Raw genomic sequence first — 16,939 nt, forward strand, 5'->3', positions numbered from 1 at the left:
AATCCCGCTGAGACGGTAAGTTACAAGTACAAACGCTGTTTTTCACGACTTTTAATCACAAGGAGCTGAAGTCTTTCGTGACTGCACAACCACGCGCCATTGAGCTGGCGACCGCCGCGGCGAAGGCCGCCGATAGCAAAAAGGGTGAGGACGTCGTTGTTCTCGATGTCTCTGGCCCGGTGGTGATTACGGACGCATTCGTCCTGGTCAGTGCTGACAATGAGCGTCTGGTTGCCGCAATCGTCGACGAAATTGAGGACGATCTGCGTGACCTCGGCGCAAAGCCGGTTCGCCGCGAAGGTGTCCGTGAGGGACGTTGGGCGCTGCTGGATTACGGCGACATTGTCGTGCATGTCTTCCGCAGTGAAGAACGCGACTTCTACGGCCTGGATCGACTGTGGCGCGATTGCCCGCGCATCGAGGTCGAGGGCATCGAGCAGCCGAGCAACGAGGACGGCGAAGATTCCGCCCGCAATGCTCGTTCTATCGACGAGATTCCGCTGGCTGCCGAAAACCCGGACACGGACGAGTTTTAATTGTGGCGGGCTCACGCGAGGCACATGTTGCCGCTCGACGTCGCCTGATTATGCTGCGGCACGGGCAGACCTCGTATAACGCTACCGGCCGCATTCAGGGACAGCTGGACACGCAGCTTTCCGACGTTGGTCGCGAGCAAGCCCGTACTGCGGCGCAGTACCTGGCGGAGGCTGAACCGCGAATCACAAAAATCGTGTCCTCTGACCTGACCCGGGCAGCCGACACCGCCCGCGCGCTAGCCGAGGCCACCGGTGCAGAGTTGAGTTTTGATAAGCGCCTGCGTGAGACCAACCTCGGTGAATGGCAAGAGCGCACCTACGACGAGATTGACTCCGCGTTTCCCGGTATGCGTGACCACTGGCGCCATAATCTCAACTGGGCTCCCAAGGGCGGCGAGACCCGCTTTGAGGTTTCCAACCGAATGCTGGCGGTCATTGCTGAGCTAGCGGCCAACCCCGATTGGGAGTTGGATACCTTTGTGCTCGTATCCCACGGTGGTGCCATTGCTGCCGCTACCGCAGCCCTGCTGCAGATGCCGCGCGACTACTTCAGCACGTTCAACGGCCTGGGCAACACTGCGTGGGTCGAAATGGAGCAGCGCACGCGCGTCAATGGTGAGACCTCCTGGTACCTGAATGCTTTTAACGCGAAGGTCCGTGAGCGGGAGTCGCAGGTTTCTGATTCTTCAGGAGGCCGCCATGCCCGGTGACGGTCGCGTTCGCATTGTTGTTGATGACACCGCGTGCCTGATGCCCGAGGTTGCCCGCAAGCTCGACATCACCGTGGTTCCCATCGGCCATGACATCAATGAAGACGCCGTCACCACGTCGGCAGTCAGTCCACTGAAGTTGTGCGCCGCATATGCGCGTGCGCTGGAACGCTCCAACAAGGATGGTTCTGACGCTGGCGTTGTCGCCCTGCATCTTGGCAAGGGAATGTCCGCGACCTGGTCTAACGCTGTCACAGCTGCTGGTGCGCTTGACCGTGTGACCGTCATCGATACCGACACAGTCGGAGCCGGAGTCGGTGCCGCTGCCATCGCGGCGGCCAAGGCTGCGAGGGCCGGGGCCAGTCGTGATGAGGTTGCCGATGTTGCTCGTGATGTGCTGCAGCGCTATCGACTCTGGTTGTTCGTACCAAAGCTTGATTCGCTGCGCCGTGGTGGTCGCATCTCCGCGGGCCAAGCGATGCTTTCCACGGCTCTCGCTATCAAGCCCATCGTCGGCATCAAAGATGGCTCACTGGCGCTCGTCGCCAAGTGCCGGACAGAAGCGAAGGTCAAGCAGCGCATGGTGGATTTCGCCACGAAGATGGTGCGGTCCGCGTCATCGGCGAACCGTCCGCCTGCGGTATTGCTGCATCATTCCGACGCGCTTGACGACGTTCACGAGCTCCAGGCCATGCTTGCCGAAGAGCTACCCGACGATACCCGGTTTAGAATCCTCGATTTGCCGGAGTCTCTTACCGCTCATGTCGGACAGGGAGCCTATGCAGTTGGCATGGTCTCCGGTGGCTCGATTGATTCGGATGCCATGGATTTTGAAACAGAGATGGGCGTGACAGCGCTGCTCCACAGCGTGGAGGAGAGTGACGCGCCTGCTGTTGATGCTGAGGCTGCGGACACGGTGGAACACGATTCCGGGAACTTAGTCGATTCCGGTGACTCTGCTGACACGGATGGTTCGGCTGAAAACGCTGGCACCACGGACCCAGGTGAGCCAATCACCGACCAGGCTGCGGTGAAAGTAGTTGAGAATCCGGCTGCCAGTCGCAACCGCAATAAACGAATCCATCGCACAGTCGTGACTAATGAACAGGGAATTCCGCTTTTCACCACGGCGGTTTCTAAATTGCCAACGTGGAGTGAGAATCGCCAAGCAGCTCTGGATAAAGCTGAGCGTCTGGCGAAGGCTATCTCTGATTTGGCGCTGCGCGATAAGTCCGATCCCGAGGGAGCTGTATTTGGCACCGAAGGGGAGAAATCGCGGGAGTCGTCGTCAAGCAACAAGCGTGATGATGACGGCGACGAGAAGAAGAAGTAGTTGCTGAACTGCGAAGATGATGTGGCCTGTGGATAACCCCCACAGGCCAATTTTTATCCACAGATGGCGCCTCGATGAGTGCTTTCGTCGAGGTGGCATGTGGGGCGGGGCGCTAGTGTGCGCATCGTGACGAATTTGCGGAATCGGCTGGCGGACTATCTGGAACCGATTGATCAAGACAAGCGCATGGCGGTGGACTTTTCCACGCGCCGGGCGGTGGTGACGCCGCGGGTGGCGATGGCTGCGTGCATTGTGATTGCGGTGTTGGCCTTGGGAGTAATCGCTGCGGTGGTGTGGCCGTCGACGCCGCAGGTGGAGATGCCTGCGGTGCAGGACGCGGCTGTCGCGGGGACGACACCGGAGACGACCGAAACCCCAGCGGAGACGCCAGCCGGTGCGGGAAAGGAGACTAACGCTCAGGCACAGATGGGGCCGTTGATTGTGTCGGTGGTGGGATTGGTTGTGAATCCAGGCGTGGTGGAGGTGCCAGTGGGTGCGCGGGTGGTGGAGGCAATTGAGCGTGCGGGTGGGCTTTTGCCGGAGGCTAATCCTGCCAGCGTGAACCTGGCGGCACCGTTGGTAGATGGTCAACAGATTGTGGTTGGGACAGAGGCGCTGCCAGCAGGGACGGCGGAGGGCGGTTCCGATGTTTCTGGCGGTTCTGGCGCCGGTGCTGCAGGCGGGGCTGGCCCGGGTGGCTCTGACGGAAAGATCAACATCAACACCGCCACTGCTACGCAGCTGGAGGAATTGCCCGGAATTGGACCCGCAACGGCGACCAAAATCATCGACTTTCGTGAAAAGAACGGGCCTTTTGCGAGTATCGACGCACTTGAGGAGGTTCCGGGAATCGGCCCGGCTAAGGTAGAGGCTCTGCGCGATGCCGCCACCGTCTGACCTGCGCGCTCGTGCTGGGCTCGACGTGCGGCTAGTGCCAGCAGCGGTGTTGGCGTGGGCGACTGCGGTGGCAGTGATCATGCGCCCAGAATGGGCGATAGTTGTGGCACCAACCGCAATCGTGACTGCGGTGGTGTTGCCGTGGGCGTGGCAGCGTTGGTCGTGGCGATGGGGAAGAGGTGCGGTGACCTCCGGCTGGCGAGCAATCGTCACTATCGTGGTGCCAGCTGTGGCGGTGGCCAGTGTTGCGGTGGCCACGCGAATCCGCATAGCGCAAGCCCGAGCCCACGAGCTCTATGACGACATTGGCGGGATGTCGAAAGTGCAATTGCGCCTCGTCACCGAGCCGAAAGCTACCGAGTTCGGGGCCAGCGCGAAGGCCCGCATCGAGGGCCTTCCGGGGCAGGTGTCGGTTTTCGGAGACGAGCAACTGTTGGCGGTCACGAGAGACGCCGTAGTTGAATCCACAGCCGGTATACGTGTGGCCAGCAAACCCTGCATTAGTGGTATCCAGCTGAATCTGCGCGGCGATATTGAGGTCATCGCGCCACCGCAGGGGCTGGCAGCTCAGGTGCGCCAGCAGCTCTTTGACTCGGCGCAGAATCTTCCCGTTGGTCCCGACCGCCTGATTCCCGCCATGGCCATCGGCGATGAGCGCGGCTTTAGCCTCAACGACGGCGACATGATGACTGCCTCTGGGCTTTCACATCTATCAGCAGTCTCTGGAGCGAACGTTGCGCTTGTTATCGGGGCTGTTGTAACCGTGTTCTCGTGGGCTGGGCCGCGGGTGCGGGTCGCAGTCGCCGCACTTGCCCTGTACGGCTTCGTGGCAATTGTGGGCACAGAACCGTCAGTGCTACGCGCAGTGGTCACCGGTTGCATTGGGCTGTTGGCGATTCTCGTAGGACGAGCTGGCCAAGCCATCGCGGCGCTATCGGCTGGCATTATTGGGTTGATTCTCCTGGCACCAGACCTATCGGTATCAGTGGGCTTCGCCCTGTCGGTCGCAGCCACCGCTGGGTTAGTCCTTCTTGCCGAGCCCCTTGCCAGACGCCTGTCCGCCACCACCGTTATGGGTACCTGGCCCGCCCCAGTAGTCCGCGCCGTCGCCGTATCGATTGCCGCACACGTGGTCACCATGCCCGTATTGGCGCTTCTCATCGGCGAAATTAGTCACGTCTCACTGCTCGCCAATCTCCTCGCCGCGCCCGCCGTCGCACCGGTTACTATCGCTGGTTCGCTCGCTGCCGTTGCCGCCGCACTGCATCTCAATTGGCTGGTCAGTGCGCTGCTCTGGTGCGCCGCGCCGTGCGCATGGTGGATTCATCAGGTCGCACGCCTCGCTGCGGGAATCGTCGCGCCCGCCACTGGGACGGTCACGTTGGTCATCTCCTGCACGCTCACGTTCGCATGCTTGACGGCGCTCTGGGCGTGGCCCCGTCTTGCGCTCCGCGCTGGGGCCTTCGCTGCTGTCTTGGCAGCCGGTAGTTATGCCGTTATTTGGGTGTTCGGCCTCGACATTGCGCGTGCCCCACAGGGGTGGAAGCTTGCAGCCTGCGCTGAGAAGAACCAGATCGTTCTCATTCACGCGGGTACTGCCGGAGAACCCGCCAACCATGTTGCATCGGTTGGTTACCCTGCACCGACCCCGCTCAGCCGGCAGTGCCGAATTGCGCTCGGACTCACCGAGCAAATGACGTGGCATACCCAGGTACTGGATACTGCCGCAGATAACACCACGACAGAAACCGTGGTGGTGGAATCCCCGTCGTATATCGCTGAAGCCGTGAGCGGCCAACCGCTCCAATCGCACCGCTCACCCCAGTGGTTTATCGCCCGCGAGTGTGGTCCGCGCGTGCGAGAAACCGTAATGACACCCGAGCACATTCCTGTGGTGTGCCCACAGCGAGATGGGCCGCAAGCTCTCTATTCGAATGGCGAAGTCTGGCGAGGAAGGTGAAATCCGGGCTGTCCCGTAGGCTAGAAACAACAGTCGCAGGAATCAACGCGGAAAAGAGGTCGGGATTGAGCGCCGTCGCACCCGTGAATTTGATTGTGGGCAAAGAGGAACTGCTGAAAGACCGCGCCCGCCTCGCCATTGTCGCTGCCGTCCGCGCGCAGGCAGCAACGGAGTCCGATCCGGGCGGACGCTCGGTGCCTGTGACCACCATCCGTGCAGGGGACATGACCACTGTTGACGCGGTGGAGCTCTTCAGCCCCTCATTGTTTGGGGATGACCGGATCGTGGTTGTTACCGACTGCCAAGACGCCGGCAAAGAGCCTGCCAAGCTGTTGATGGATTCGGTTAAGGATCCCGCGCCGGGCATCACGTTGATTCTCCTTCACAGCGGTGAGGGGCGTCAGAAAAAGATGGTCGCTGACCTGCGTAAGTTGGGGGTCCGCTTTTTCGAAGCTCAACCGCTTAAGCGAAACGACTTGCCCGGTTTTGTTGGCGAAGAATTCGCCTCACACGGGGTTAAGGTGCGTCGCGACGTCATCGATACCGTCCTGGATGCGGTCGGTTCAGACCTCCGCGAACTAGCCACCGCTATTTCCCAGCTCTGTGCAGACACCGCGGGCAAGGTCACCTCGGAAGCAGTGCGCACCTACTACGGTGCTTCGGCGGAGGTCTCGGGCTTTGAGATTGCCGAGCTCGCACTGCGCGGTCGGGGTGGGGAAGCGTTGGCGAAGATGCGCCGTGCTTTGCAGCTGGGAATGGCACCGGCACTGCTGTCGGCTGCAATCACGGGAATGGTCGGTGATGTAGCTCGGCTCCACGGCGCACGTGGCGTTAATGCTCGCAGGGATGCCCACCGCTATGGCATGCCGCCGTGGAAGTTGGAGAAAACTCAGCGGTTGGCTTCGGCCTGGTCAACTCCGGCGGTCGCTCGCGCTGTGGTTGTTGCGGCACAGCTGGATGCGGACACCAAGGGAGCCTCATCGACGCCGGAACTATCGCTGGAACAGTCGGTGCTTCGTATCGCGGAGCTGGCCCATTCGTCCCATAGGCGTTAAGCCTTGAGAGGCCGTGGCGAAAACCAGCGATTTTCCGCTATGCGAGTTCGAAGGACGAGGCCGCAGGGTTAGACAGCGTGTCCTGAACCGGGCAGTGGGATTCAACAAAGCCGAGGAATGCGACCAGTTCCTCCCTCGTGTTGTCTGCATCAATGTGGAAGCGGGTGTGAATCTCGGAGAAACCGATCTTTGCTTCCGGGTTTTTCCCCATGAAACCGTCTGGATCGAGCACACCGGAGCACTCAACCTTGACATCGTTGAGCTTGATGCCGTGGGCAGCGGCGAATGAGCGGACAACGATGCACTTGCAGGCGCCGAGGGCTCCGAGCAGCGCCTCGACCGGGTTCATGCCCGCGTTGGTTCCCCCGAGGTCAGTAGGCTCGTCCAAAGTGAAGCTCATGTCTCGAGAGGTCACCGTGGTTTCGAGGTTGGTTGGGGCATGCGCGACCGTTGTGAAAGTTGTCTTCGGCATGACGTTCCTTCCTGTAGAAATTGTGCTGGCGTAGTCGATTCTCGTGGATACTCAGATAATGCGCAGCAATTTTAGGGTTAATAGACAAGAAGTCTGTCAGATTCAAGACATTCCAGCAGGTCACGTTATGTAAATCGCGCTTGAATAGGGGCTCGGTTCTGCGAATACGTGTCTGGGCCTGATTCAAACCCGTTTTCCGGTCAATCCACCGGAGTCGCAACCGCATTCGCTGGCCGTGTGTTGGTGGCTGCATGTCGGTGTGCTGGAACCGAAGCGATGGAAATCAACAACCAACAGTGTGGGAGGCGGGGCCCAGGCCCTGCTCAAAGGGCTGCAAATGTGAAACTGTGTGAGTTTATGACACTTTCAAGCCATTTTTCAGGCCATTTTTGTCATAAACGTAGTCAGTAACTCGCATCGCCCCACCGCCGCCAGCCATAAACGCAGTCACTAACTCGCGTTGGGGTTAAATAATAAAAACCGCCTCCCGCCACATCCGAAATGAAATCGGAAAATAGCAGGAAGCGGTTAATTTCACGGCACAAGCGCCACAAGAACGGCACAGCGCCAAAAGGGAATTAGCCCTCCAGCTTGTTGAAAGCCTTAGCCATACCGGACTTCTTGTTAGCCGCAGTGTTGCGGTGGAAGACGCCCTTGGTGACAGCCTTGTCCAGCTTGCGGGAAGCAACGCGCAGCTGAGCCTCAGCAGCAGCCTTGTCGCCAGCCTCAACAGCAGCCTGGAACTTGCGGATCTCAGTGCGGACTGCGGAGCGGATAGCCTGGTTACGCAGGCGAGCCTTCTCGTTGGTCTTGTTGCGCTTGATCTGGGACTTGATGTTTGCCATCGTGAATACCTCTTGTATCCGTAGTAGTTGGAATTGTTACCGCCCGCCACCAAGAAAAGTCCTGATCACAGTGCAAATTTCGGGTCGAACCTCTGCTGGTCAAACTAATTAACCAGCGAGTTAAAACCGCCCACTGCGCTTATACGACGATGAAAACGCGAACCCAAGGTCCTGCCCGCGCTCGCCGCAAAGGAACGCAACGGTAAACAACTTGCAGAATTCTAGCAAACAGCGCTGCCTAATACCAGCCGCTGCCTAACTCCAGCTACTGCCTAATTCCAGCCGTAATCTCCGCGAAGTCGGGCGGCGATGAGCTCAAAGCGCCTACGGGGCATCATCGCACCTGCGCGGCGAATACCCGATTCTGGGATGAGCAAGATACGGTCCATGCGAACCCACGATGGCTTGGGGTCTTCATTCCAGAACCCGCTGCCGATAAACAGCCACTCCGGGTGCTCACTGTGCTCGCTGCGGGTGGAAATCAGCATGCCCAATAGGTACTGGTCATGGCGCCCAACCACGACCACAGCGCGCTCGCGCAGGGCAGCATTTTCACCTTCGAGCTGCAGCGGAATCCATACCACTTCGCCGGGGTCGGCCTGACCATCCATGTCGGGGCTGTAGACGATTGTGCGGGCCAACTCCGCGGTTGGGCGCGCGATGGTCACCGAATCTCGCAGTCGAAGTAGAGCCTCCTTGGACTCGTCGGAAAGCGAGGTGTCCTGAGCGAGCCCAAGTTGCGTGTTGAGCTTAAACAGTGCCTCATCGAGGGTGTCGGGGCCGCGGAACCACTCGGTACCGGCGAAAAGACGCGCGCTGATGCGATTACGCAGGCGGCGTGGCCAGCTTTCGCGTTCATTTTTATCGGTGGACGAAGTGGAGCTCATGGAATCTAAGTCTAGAGGTTTAGTGCGGAGGGAATCGATAGGTAAGATTGTGCGTGATTGTATTTAAGCCCGGCTGGTCGGTTTTCGAGGCCGGCGCATATGGGTCGGCCAACGCCGCGCCCCAATGCCCATAACGTCTTTATTTTTCGGAGTAGACCCAACGTGACCAAGAATTTTGCGGAGCAGACTTTTACGGACCCCTCACGGATTCGAAATTTCTGCATTATTGCGCACATTGACCACGGTAAGTCCACCCTGGCGGACCGAATTCTGCAGCTCTCGGGTGTTGTGGAGGCGCGCGACATGCGCGATCAGTACCTCGACAATATGGATATTGAGCGCGAACGCGGCATTACCATTAAGGCTCAGAACGTGCGCCTGCCGTGGGTTCCGAGCACAGGTCAGCACGCGGGGGAAGAGATTGTCCTGCACCTGATTGATACGCCTGGTCACGTTGACTTCACCTACGAGGTCTCGCGTGCGCTAGAGGCGTGTGAAGGCGCGATTCTGCTTGTCGACGCCGCTCAGGGCATCGAAGCGCAGACGCTGGCCAATCTGTACTTGGCCATGGAAAATGACCTGGAGATCATTCCGGTTCTGAACAAGATTGACCTGCCGGCCGCGGATCCGGATAAGTACGCGGAGGAAATCGCGCACATCATCGGCTGTGAGCCGGAGGATGTCATGCGTGTTTCGGGTAAGACCGGTGAGGGCGTTGAGGAGATGCTCGACCGAGTCTGTGAGCTCGTCCCGGCACCGGTCGGCGACCCGGAGGCACCTGCCCGTGCGCTGATCTTTGACTCCGTCTACGACACCTACCGCGGTGTGGTCACCTACATCCGTGTTGTTGATGGTCAGCTCAAGCCGCGTGAGGTCATTCAGATGATGTCCACCGGCACCAAGCACGAGCTGCTGGAAATCGGCATTGTTTCGCCGCAGCCGAAGAAGTGTAAGGGCCTTGGCGTCGGCGAGGTCGGTTATCTCATCACTGGTGTGAAGGATGTCCGTCAGTCCAAGGTCGGTGACACCGTCACGCTGAACGCCACACCGGCTGAGGAGCCTCTGGAAGGTTACGAAGAGCCCAAGCCGATGGTCTACTCCGGTCTGTTCCCAATCTCTCAGCAGGACTATCCCGACCTGCGTGATGCGTTGGAAAAGCTCCAGCTTAACGACGCTTCGTTGACATTCGAACCGGAGACTTCGGTTGCCCTCGGGTTTGGTTTCCGCGGTGGCTTCTTGGGCTTGCTGCACATGGAGATTACCCGTGCCCGCCTCGAGCGCGAGTTCGACCTGGATTTGATTTCGACGGCTCCGAACGTTGTCTACCGCGTTGTCATTGAGGACGGCACCGAGGTCACTGTTCACAATCCGAGTGACTGGCCGGAGGGCAAGCTCCGCGAAATTTACGAGCCGATGGTCAAGTGCACCATCGTTGTGCCGAGTGAATTCGTTGGCCCCACCATGGAGCTGTGTCAGCAGAAGCGCGGCGAGATGGGCGGTATGGACTACCTGTCGGAAGACCGCGTGGAGCTGCGCTACAAGATGCCACTGGGCGAGATCATCTTCGACTTCTTCGACATGCTGAAGTCCCGTACCAGGGGTTATGCCTCGCTGAACTACGAAGATGCCGGCGAGCAGCTTGCGGATCTGGTCAAGGTGGATATCCTCCTGCAGGGCGAAGCAGTCGATGCTTTCTCCGCTATCGTCCACCGCGACAATGCGCAGTGGTACGGCAACAAGATGACCAAGAAGCTGCGCGAGCTGATTCCTCGCCAGCAGTTCGAGGTCCCGGTTCAGGCCGCAATCGGTTCGAAGATTATTGCCCGCGAGAACATTCGTGCACTGCGCAAGGACGTCCTTGCTAAGTGTTACGGCGGTGACATCTCCCGTAAGCGCAAGCTGCTGGAGAAGCAGAAGGCCGGTAAGAAGCGTATGAAGAACATCGGTTCGGTTTCGGTGCCGCAGGAGGCATTCGTGGCTGCGCTGTCCACCGACGAGGGCGGTAAGTAAAGGGGAAACTGCATGCCACGGAAGCGGAAGAAACTGGTCGAGAACTTCGAAGAGCTGCTCGAAGCCGGTGACATGGATGCACTGAAGGCCGTCTATGACACTTGCGCTCTCGACGCAGTCTTTGGCTACAGCAAGGACACTGCACTGGCGCTCCGTGGCACCCCGCCAGAGCTCATGCGCTGGCTAATCGACCAGGGGATCGACGTCAACACTGAGAACCACTTCGGTAAGACCGCGCTGGCAGAGCATGCAAGCCGGGGCGATACCGACAAGATGAAAATCCTGCTCGAATGCGGTGCCGACATCGAAGCCGGTAAGTATCCTCCGCTTTTCATGGCAGCGAAGAGCCATCAGCCCAAGGCGATTGCGTTGCTGTTGGAAAATGGTGCTGACCTTCACCGCGAGAACCGCCTCGGTCACGGCCGGACAGCGTTCAAAGAGGCGGTTGCTGCTGCCGATACCGATTCCCTCAGTCGAGTCCTAGACAGCATCGAGGTGCTTCTGGACGCTGGTTCGGAAATCGACGACGAAGTGCGCGAAGAGTTCACCAAGTTCGGTCGCCGCTACAACCGCATGTCAGAGAAGCAACGCGACAACTACCAGCCAGTTATGGATCGCCTCTACGAGCGCATCGGTGCGGAACGTCCGGACGTGATTACACCTCACGATGGCCACAGCGACATCATTGTCCCCGCAGGCAAGTCGACCAACGGTCAGTTCCGATACCTCTGGAACTACCTGGTGCCGGGTGGTGGCGCAGCCGCGACTGTGCAGGGCGAGGTTATTCGCATCGTGGGCCGGCTCGGGTACGAGGCCCTGGAGATGGGCTACGTCAACTGGGACGAAGACTTTGTCGCGATGACCGACTTTTGGCTGGAGACGGTTGGGGCTGCCGAGGATGCAATGGCCGTCGTAAAGCAGCGCAAAGCTGGTGAGGCGGACATTGATGCGTTGACGGCAGCGGCGGTCGCGTGGGTGGCAGAGCACCCGCAGCCGATTGCATTGGGCGAGGTTCCGTACCGACGCTAGCTCCCAAGACGCTAGCCCCAGTCGGGTGGCAAAGAACGGTTAATGGCCAACCTCTGCATTTATCAGTTGTGTCAGACGTTATCTTTGATGAGTGGAATCCGTATACCTAACAGCAATACTGTTTTCGATTATCGGCGGACTCGGTGCTTCTTTGCTTCGGCTGCCGCCGCTGATTGGTTTCCTTGGGGCCGGTTTTGCCGTTCATGCAATGGGGCTTGAGGAAATCCCGTTTATTGATTCGCTGGCCGAGCTCGGTGTTACCACCTTGCTGTTCACGATTGGTCTGAAGCTAAATCCGAAGGATATCGTGGCGCCGCGAGTGGTCTTTTCAGGGTTGGGCCACGCATTTTTAAACACGGTAGTTTTTGCCGTCCTATTCGGTGTCGCCAGTTTCCTGCCGCTGCGTGAACTCACGGGACTGTCGGTGACCGCGCTAATTTACATCGGCATCGCGACTTCATTTTCGTCGACGGTGTTTGTGATGAGCCACTTGGAGGAGCAGAACCGCGGTGCTTCGGCCATCGGACGCATCGCGATTGGTGTGCTCATTCTGCAGGACATCATTGCGGTCGGCGTGCTGGTGGCATCGTCGGGTAAGACCCCGGAGCTGTGGGCGCTGGCGCTTCCGCTATTGTTCTTCATTCGCCCGCTGGCAGCGCGGCTTCCCAACCGCATGTTCCGCACTGAGCTGCTGGTTCTCACCGGTATCGGCATTGCGGTTGCCTCGTATTCGGCATTTGAGTTGGCAGGGTTGTCCGGCTCGCTGGGGTCCCTGGTCGCCGGTATTCTGCTGTCCTCGCACCCAATTTCTGACCGTCTGTCGGAAGCTCTGATTAGTATCCGCGAGCTGCTGCTGGTCGCGTTCTTTATCCAAATTGGCCTCGGTGGTCTGCCAAGTGCTGGCGGCTACGTTATCGCCGCGATTATGGTCCTGTTCCTGGTGTTCAAGGTCACTATCTTCATCGGGATCCTCAAGCGCACCGGACTGTCCCTGCGCACTAGCGCGTTGGCGGGCCTGACGCTGAGTAACTACTCGGAGTTCGGTCTCATTGTCATGGCTGCGGCGACGCAACAGGACATTCTGCCCGATGAGTGGACCTCGATCATGGCGGTCGCCGTGGCGGGTAGCTTCATTGCCAGCTCGCTGATGGTCCCGCATGAGGACAAGCTGGTCAGCTTCCTGCAGAAGTTCGTCCCAGAAACCCCAGAGGACCGCCTGGTCCCAGAAGAGGCAACGGTCATTATTGATAACGCTGATGCCCTCATCATGGGTATGGGGCGCGTCGGCGTCGGTGTCTACGGCAGGTTGGTTAATGAGTACGGCATGAACGTCTTCGGCGTTGACTTCGATGAGGATCGCATCGAAGAGCTGCGTGAGCAGGGCTACCAGGTTATCCCGGGTGATGTGACAGACCCAGAGCTGTGGCACCACATCGAGTTGGAGAAGAAACCAGCGCTGTACGTGTTGGCGCTGTCTGAGCACGCTGAGACCTACGCGATGATTCAGAACATCCGTAAGCAGGACACCGAAGCCGTGGTTGCTACCACCACTAAGGTGCAGAGGTTTAAGGATCAGCTTCTCAACGTTGGTGCCGACATGGCCGTCTACCTTTATGACGGTGCTGGCGAGGAGCTTGCCGACCGCGCAGTGGAAACACTTAAGCAGCGTTCGTAGCCGGATCCGTGACCCCGTGATGGGCTAGCAGGGCTGCCACGGCTAACCGCACTTTCAGATAAGCCTAAGCTGGAACTATGACTGATTTATATCTCGTGCGGCACGGCGAAACTGAGTGGTCGCGCACTGGACAGCACACATCGGTAACTGATCTTCCTCTGACTGACAACGGTCGGGAAGAAGCCGAGGCCCTGAACGGCTGGCTGGATCCGAAGGACTTTGGGCTAGTGCTGGCATCACCCCGCCAGCGTGCCCAAGAGACCGCTCGATTGGCAGGATTCCACGACTTCGAAGTCGAAGAGGATCTCGCGGAATGGTTCTACGGCGACTACGAGGGGATTACCTCGAAGGAAGTGCAGAAGACTGTTCCCGACTGGCAGATTTGGACTCACGGTGTGCCCAATGGCGAAACCGCGGAAGAAGTCCGCAAGCGCGTTGAACGTGTAGTCAAAAGGGTTCGTGAATCGGGTGAAGACAAGGCGATTCTATTCGCCCACGGTCACTCGCTGCGTGCGCTCACTACGGCCTGGTTGGAACTGCCCATTGAACTTGGCCAGTCCTTCCCATTGAATACTGCGTCCCTGTCAGTGCTTGGTCGCTACCATGACCGGCCTGCGGTTCTGCGCTGGAACCTCTCGCGGGGGCTGTAGCGGCGTTGTGGCCGGTGCCTCAGTGAATTCGCCGACGCTATTCAAGCTCTGTAGTGGGCGCCCGTGAATCACAATTCCGGTGCCTTCGATATCGGGGAGACCACCACGGCGGTGTTGTTACGGCGCGCGCCGAACCCTTCACCAGGTTTTGGTGCATATTCGCAGGATAGGACCCAATTGCACGCTCGCCGCCCACGTCGACTCTCCTTTGTTTAATTGTCTCTTTTAGTTAACTCCTTTTCCCGACCAGCTGTCGTATACAAGTAAGCAGTGCGACGTTTAGGGGACTCGGTGAGTCCAGCTCTCCGTGCCGTATTTGGTGTCAATAAGATGCTGCGCCGCAGCGAAGTCCTCGTCGGAAAGCGATGCCTCGGTGGCGCCGTAGCGGTTGATGAATGTCTGCTTCATCGTGTCAATGACTTCCGCGCGGCTGGCACCGGTCTGACGACGGAGCGGGTCGACGCGCTTTTTCGCGCTGCGCAGGCCCTTGTCGGCAATCTTGGCCTTGCCGATGCGCAGGACTTCCATCATTTTGTCAGCGTCGATGTCATAGCTCATGGTGACGTGGTGGAGCACAGTCGAACCACGGCGCTTCTGTGCGGCACCACCAATCTTGCCGCCATCGGAGGTGATGTCATTGATGGGGACGTACCACGCATTGACGCCGAGCTGCGCGAGCGCAGCGATGACCCAGCGGTCCAGGAATTCATAGGATTCAACGTAGCTGAGGCCTGCTACCAACTTCTCCGGCACATAGAGCGAGTAGGTGACGCAGTTGCCACCCTCCATGAACATCGCGCCACCGCCGGAGAGACGACGCACCACTTGCACATCGTGCTTCTCTACGCCCTCGGGTTCGAGTTCATTGACATAGGACTGGTAGGAACCGATGACGGTGGCACGATCATCCCAATCCCAGAAACGCAGAGTTGGTCCGCGCTGTCCGGAATTGACTTGGTCAAGGAGGACCTCGTCGAGAGCAACATTCATCACCGTCGGCAGGACACCCGGCTGCAACACCTCCCACTCCAGATCCGTGAAGTCGACAGCCTGTGTCAGTGCACGTCGAACGACCTGCGCAATGACGTGGGTATCAAAACCGTGCAGCCGCACGTCGCGACCAGACTGATCCTCAAAATCCTTCAGTGCCGCATCGAGGCGAGCCTGCAGGCGCTCTGTATTGTCCTCGGCAGGTGCACCGAGCAGGGCGTCATTAATAATGTCGTAGGCTTCATCGGGTTCGAGGAAAAAATCGCCCGAAATGCTTATCGACGAAATCGTGTCACCGGTGGTCTCACAGTCGGCGACAACCAATTTGCCGCCGGGAACCTTCATTTCTGAGTGGAACTTCTGTGCGGAGGTCATAGGTTTCGATGGTACTCGCGCCGAGCGTTACGATGTCCTCCGTGTTTACCTCATCAACTTTGGATCAACGCGCCCGCAAAATTGTTGCGTGGGTAGCAGGCCTGAATCTTCTCGGATTCTTTATTGAATTAGTTGTTGCCTCAATTATTGGCTCCGCAGCGCTGTTCGCCGACGCTGCAGACTTTCTTGAAGATTTCCTCATCAACCTGCTGGTTCTCACCGCATTGGGTTGGTCGCTGGCGAGCCGTCGTAAAGCAAGCTTCGGCCTTGCCGGGCTGATTCTGATCCCGGCGATTGCAGCGTTCGGCACCGCCATCTGGAAGATGATTAGCGGTGAGCCGCCAGAGCCACTAACGCTGTCGGTAACGGCAATTATTGCGATGGTCATCAACCTAGTCTGCGCGATTTTGCTGATGAATCTGCGCAAGGCTGACAGTGCTCTCATGCGTGGCGCGTGGTTGGCGGCGCGTAACGACGTCCTGGCGAACCTGCTCATCCTCGCCGCCGGAGTGGTCACCATTTTCTGGTTCAGCGCATGGCCGGATATCGTCGTGGGGCTTGTCATCGGCGTTATTAACCTCACGGCCGCGAAAGAAGTCTACGAGCAGGCGCGCGCCGAAGACCCCGAGCTAGAGATGGATGATGATGACGACGACTAGTGCCGACTAGTCGTGTGCGTGGGCTGGGGAATAGTGAGGTCGGGCAGGGGAGGAGGCTGGGGCCTACTTCCACATATCCTTCTGCCACTGCGGCTTATGGGCGTAGGTGAACTCGTAGTATTCCTTGTTCTTCAGCTCACTTGCTGCGGCCTGATCAATCACAACCGTGGCCCGTGGGTGCAGCTGCAATACGGACGCGGGCATCGAGGCGCTCAGCGGGCCCTCGATGGAGGCGGCAATGGCATGCGCCTTTGCAAAACCTGTGGCCAGCAGCAGGAGGTGCCCCGCACGTGAAATAGTGCCAAGCCCCTGGGTGACCACGTGGTACGGCACGTCGTCCGCGGAGTCGAAGAAGCGGGCGTTATCCAGCACGGTCTGCGGGTGGAGGGTCTTAATGCGGGTCAGAGAACTAAAAGAGCTGGAGGGCTCGTTAAACCCGACATGCCCATTGGTGCCGATGCCCAGCAACTGAATGTCAATGCCGCCGGCCTCGATAATCTTGCGTTCGTAGTCCTCGCAGGCCGCGCCGATGTTATCCGCGAGGCCATCGGGAATATGGACACGCGCCGGGTCGACATCCACGTGATCGGAAAACTCGTTGTGAATCACGTGGTAGTAGCTCTGCTCATGCTCGATGGGCAGGCCCACATACTCGTCGAGTGCGAAGAAACTGCAGTCCTTGAAGGTGACTTCACCAGTCCGATGGCGACGAATCAGTTCTCGATACGTCGCAAGCGGGGTCGATCCTGTTGCTACACCGAGGTTTCCACCTTTGTTGGCGTAGTACGCGAGGTAGTCCGAAGCGATGCTTGCGACTTCGGCCTCAGAATCGACGATGATGATTTCCATGGTGGAA

At 58.8% G+C, this 16,939-nt stretch carries 16 protein-coding genes; 11 read left to right on the forward strand and 5 right to left on the reverse strand.

Annotation, left to right across the window (positions count from 1 at the left end):
* Positions 1–77: 77 nt before the first annotated feature.
* The 6 genes from rsfS to holA all read left to right on the forward strand — a co-directional run bounded on the left by rsfS (position 78) and on the right by holA (position 6,491).
* A complete protein-coding gene (rsfS, locus tag EGX79_03610; protein ID AYX81346.1) occupies positions 78–536 on the forward strand; it encodes a ribosome silencing factor in 459 nt (152 codons plus the stop codon).
* Positions 537–538: 2 nt separating this feature from the next.
* On the forward strand, positions 539–1,246 hold the full coding sequence (locus tag EGX79_03615) for a histidine phosphatase family protein (GenBank protein AYX81347.1): 708 nt from the start codon (positions 539–541) through the stop codon (positions 1,244–1,246).
* The gene (locus tag EGX79_03620) at positions 1,236–2,579 is read left to right on the forward strand and encodes a DegV family EDD domain-containing protein (GenBank protein AYX81348.1); all 1,344 of its coding nucleotides are present in this window, start codon (positions 1,236–1,238) and stop codon (positions 2,577–2,579) included. The genes EGX79_03615 and EGX79_03620 overlap by 11 nt, the downstream gene beginning before the upstream one ends.
* A 99-nt stretch (positions 2,580–2,678) precedes the next feature.
* Positions 2,679–3,476, forward strand: coding sequence for a ComEA family DNA-binding protein (locus EGX79_03625; GenBank protein ID AYX81349.1), 798 nt, complete (start codon positions 2,679–2,681; stop codon positions 3,474–3,476).
* Positions 3,460–5,436, forward strand: a complete 1,977-nt coding sequence (locus EGX79_03630) for a ComEC/Rec2 family competence protein (protein AYX81350.1) — start codon at positions 3,460–3,462, stop codon at positions 5,434–5,436. Before EGX79_03625 ends, EGX79_03630 begins: the two co-directional genes overlap by 17 nt.
* Positions 5,433–6,491, forward strand: a complete 1,059-nt coding sequence (gene holA / locus EGX79_03635; protein AYX81351.1) for a DNA polymerase III subunit delta — start codon at positions 5,433–5,435, stop codon at positions 6,489–6,491. The genes EGX79_03630 and holA overlap by 4 nt, the downstream gene beginning before the upstream one ends.
* Positions 6,492–6,528: 37 nt before the next feature.
* On the opposite strand, the gene EGX79_03640 is transcribed toward holA, so the two are convergent.
* The 3 genes from EGX79_03640 to EGX79_03650 form a co-directional block, all read right to left on the reverse strand.
* Entirely contained in the window at positions 6,529–6,963 is a 435-nt protein-coding gene (locus EGX79_03640) for an OsmC family peroxiredoxin (GenBank protein ID AYX81352.1), read from the reverse strand.
* Positions 6,964–7,541: 578 nt separating this feature from the next.
* Positions 7,542–7,808: a 30S ribosomal protein S20 gene (locus tag EGX79_03645; GenBank protein ID AYX81353.1), complete on the reverse strand. Its 267-nt coding sequence runs from the start codon at positions 7,806–7,808 to the stop codon at positions 7,542–7,544.
* Between the two features lie 272 nt (positions 7,809–8,080).
* Positions 8,081–8,695: a hypothetical protein gene (locus EGX79_03650; GenBank protein ID AYX81354.1), complete on the reverse strand. Its 615-nt coding sequence runs from the start codon at positions 8,693–8,695 to the stop codon at positions 8,081–8,083.
* A gap of 162 nt (positions 8,696–8,857) precedes the next feature.
* Between EGX79_03650 and EGX79_03655 the strand changes: the two genes are divergently transcribed.
* The 4 genes from EGX79_03655 to EGX79_03670 all read left to right on the forward strand — a co-directional run bounded on the left by EGX79_03655 (position 8,858) and on the right by EGX79_03670 (position 14,059).
* A complete protein-coding gene (locus EGX79_03655; protein AYX81355.1) occupies positions 8,858–10,705 on the forward strand; it encodes an elongation factor 4 in 1,848 nt (615 codons plus the stop codon).
* 12 nt (positions 10,706–10,717) lie between these two features.
* Positions 10,718–11,734: an ankyrin repeat domain-containing protein gene (locus tag EGX79_03660; protein ID AYX81356.1), complete on the forward strand. Its 1,017-nt coding sequence runs from the start codon at positions 10,718–10,720 to the stop codon at positions 11,732–11,734.
* A 91-nt stretch (positions 11,735–11,825) separates the two neighbouring features.
* Positions 11,826–13,409 (forward strand): portal protein, encoded by a 1,584-nt coding sequence (locus EGX79_03665; GenBank protein AYX81357.1) that lies wholly within the window; start codon positions 11,826–11,828, stop codon positions 13,407–13,409.
* A 77-nt stretch (positions 13,410–13,486) separates the two neighbouring features.
* Positions 13,487–14,059 (forward strand): histidine phosphatase family protein, encoded by a 573-nt coding sequence (locus EGX79_03670; protein AYX81358.1) that lies wholly within the window; start codon positions 13,487–13,489, stop codon positions 14,057–14,059.
* Between the two features lie 279 nt (positions 14,060–14,338).
* Here EGX79_03670 and EGX79_03675 read toward each other — a convergent pair whose 3' ends face one another.
* Positions 14,339–15,424: a lipoate--protein ligase family protein gene (locus tag EGX79_03675; protein AYX81359.1), complete on the reverse strand. Its 1,086-nt coding sequence runs from the start codon at positions 15,422–15,424 to the stop codon at positions 14,339–14,341.
* A 32-nt stretch (positions 15,425–15,456) separates the two neighbouring features.
* Here EGX79_03675 and EGX79_03680 point away from each other — a divergent pair, with 32 nt between their 5' ends.
* Entirely contained in the window at positions 15,457–16,083 is a 627-nt protein-coding gene (locus EGX79_03680) for a cation transporter (protein AYX82708.1), read from the forward strand.
* A 63-nt stretch (positions 16,084–16,146) separates the two neighbouring features.
* On the opposite strand, the gene nagB is transcribed toward EGX79_03680, so the two are convergent.
* Positions 16,147–16,932, reverse strand: coding sequence for a glucosamine-6-phosphate deaminase (gene nagB / locus EGX79_03685; GenBank protein AYX81360.1), 786 nt, complete (start codon positions 16,930–16,932; stop codon positions 16,147–16,149).
* Positions 16,933–16,939 lie beyond the last annotated feature (7 nt).

The organism is Corynebacterium jeikeium (assembly GCA_003955985.1).
In the GTDB taxonomy this organism is placed as follows: Bacteria; Actinomycetota; Actinomycetes; order Mycobacteriales; family Mycobacteriaceae; genus Corynebacterium; species Corynebacterium jeikeium_D.

Coding starts and splice junctions, on each gene's coding strand:
- EGX79_03620 (AYX81348.1), top strand. CDS start 1,236: ATGCCCGGTGACGGTCGCGTTCGCATTGTTGTTGATGACACCGCGTGC.
- EGX79_03630 (AYX81350.1), top strand. CDS start 3,460: ATGCCGCCACCGTCTGACCTGCGCGCTCGTGCTGGGCTCGACGTGCGG.
- EGX79_03640 (AYX81352.1), bottom strand. CDS start 6,963: ATGCCGAAGACAACTTTCACAACGGTCGCGCATGCCCCAACCAACCTC.
- EGX79_03645 (AYX81353.1), bottom strand. CDS start 7,808: ATGGCAAACATCAAGTCCCAGATCAAGCGCAACAAGACCAACGAGAAG.
- EGX79_03650 (AYX81354.1), bottom strand. CDS start 8,695: ATGAGCTCCACTTCGTCCACCGATAAAAATGAACGCGAAAGCTGGCCA.
- EGX79_03660 (AYX81356.1), top strand. CDS start 10,718: ATGCCACGGAAGCGGAAGAAACTGGTCGAGAACTTCGAAGAGCTGCTC.
- EGX79_03670 (AYX81358.1), top strand. CDS start 13,487: ATGACTGATTTATATCTCGTGCGGCACGGCGAAACTGAGTGGTCGCGC.
- EGX79_03675 (AYX81359.1), bottom strand. CDS start 15,424: ATGACCTCCGCACAGAAGTTCCACTCAGAAATGAAGGTTCCCGGCGGC.
- EGX79_03680 (AYX82708.1), top strand. CDS start 15,457: ATGTCCTCCGTGTTTACCTCATCAACTTTGGATCAACGCGCCCGCAAA.
- nagB (AYX81360.1), bottom strand. CDS start 16,932: ATGGAAATCATCATCGTCGATTCTGAGGCCGAAGTCGCAAGCATCGCT.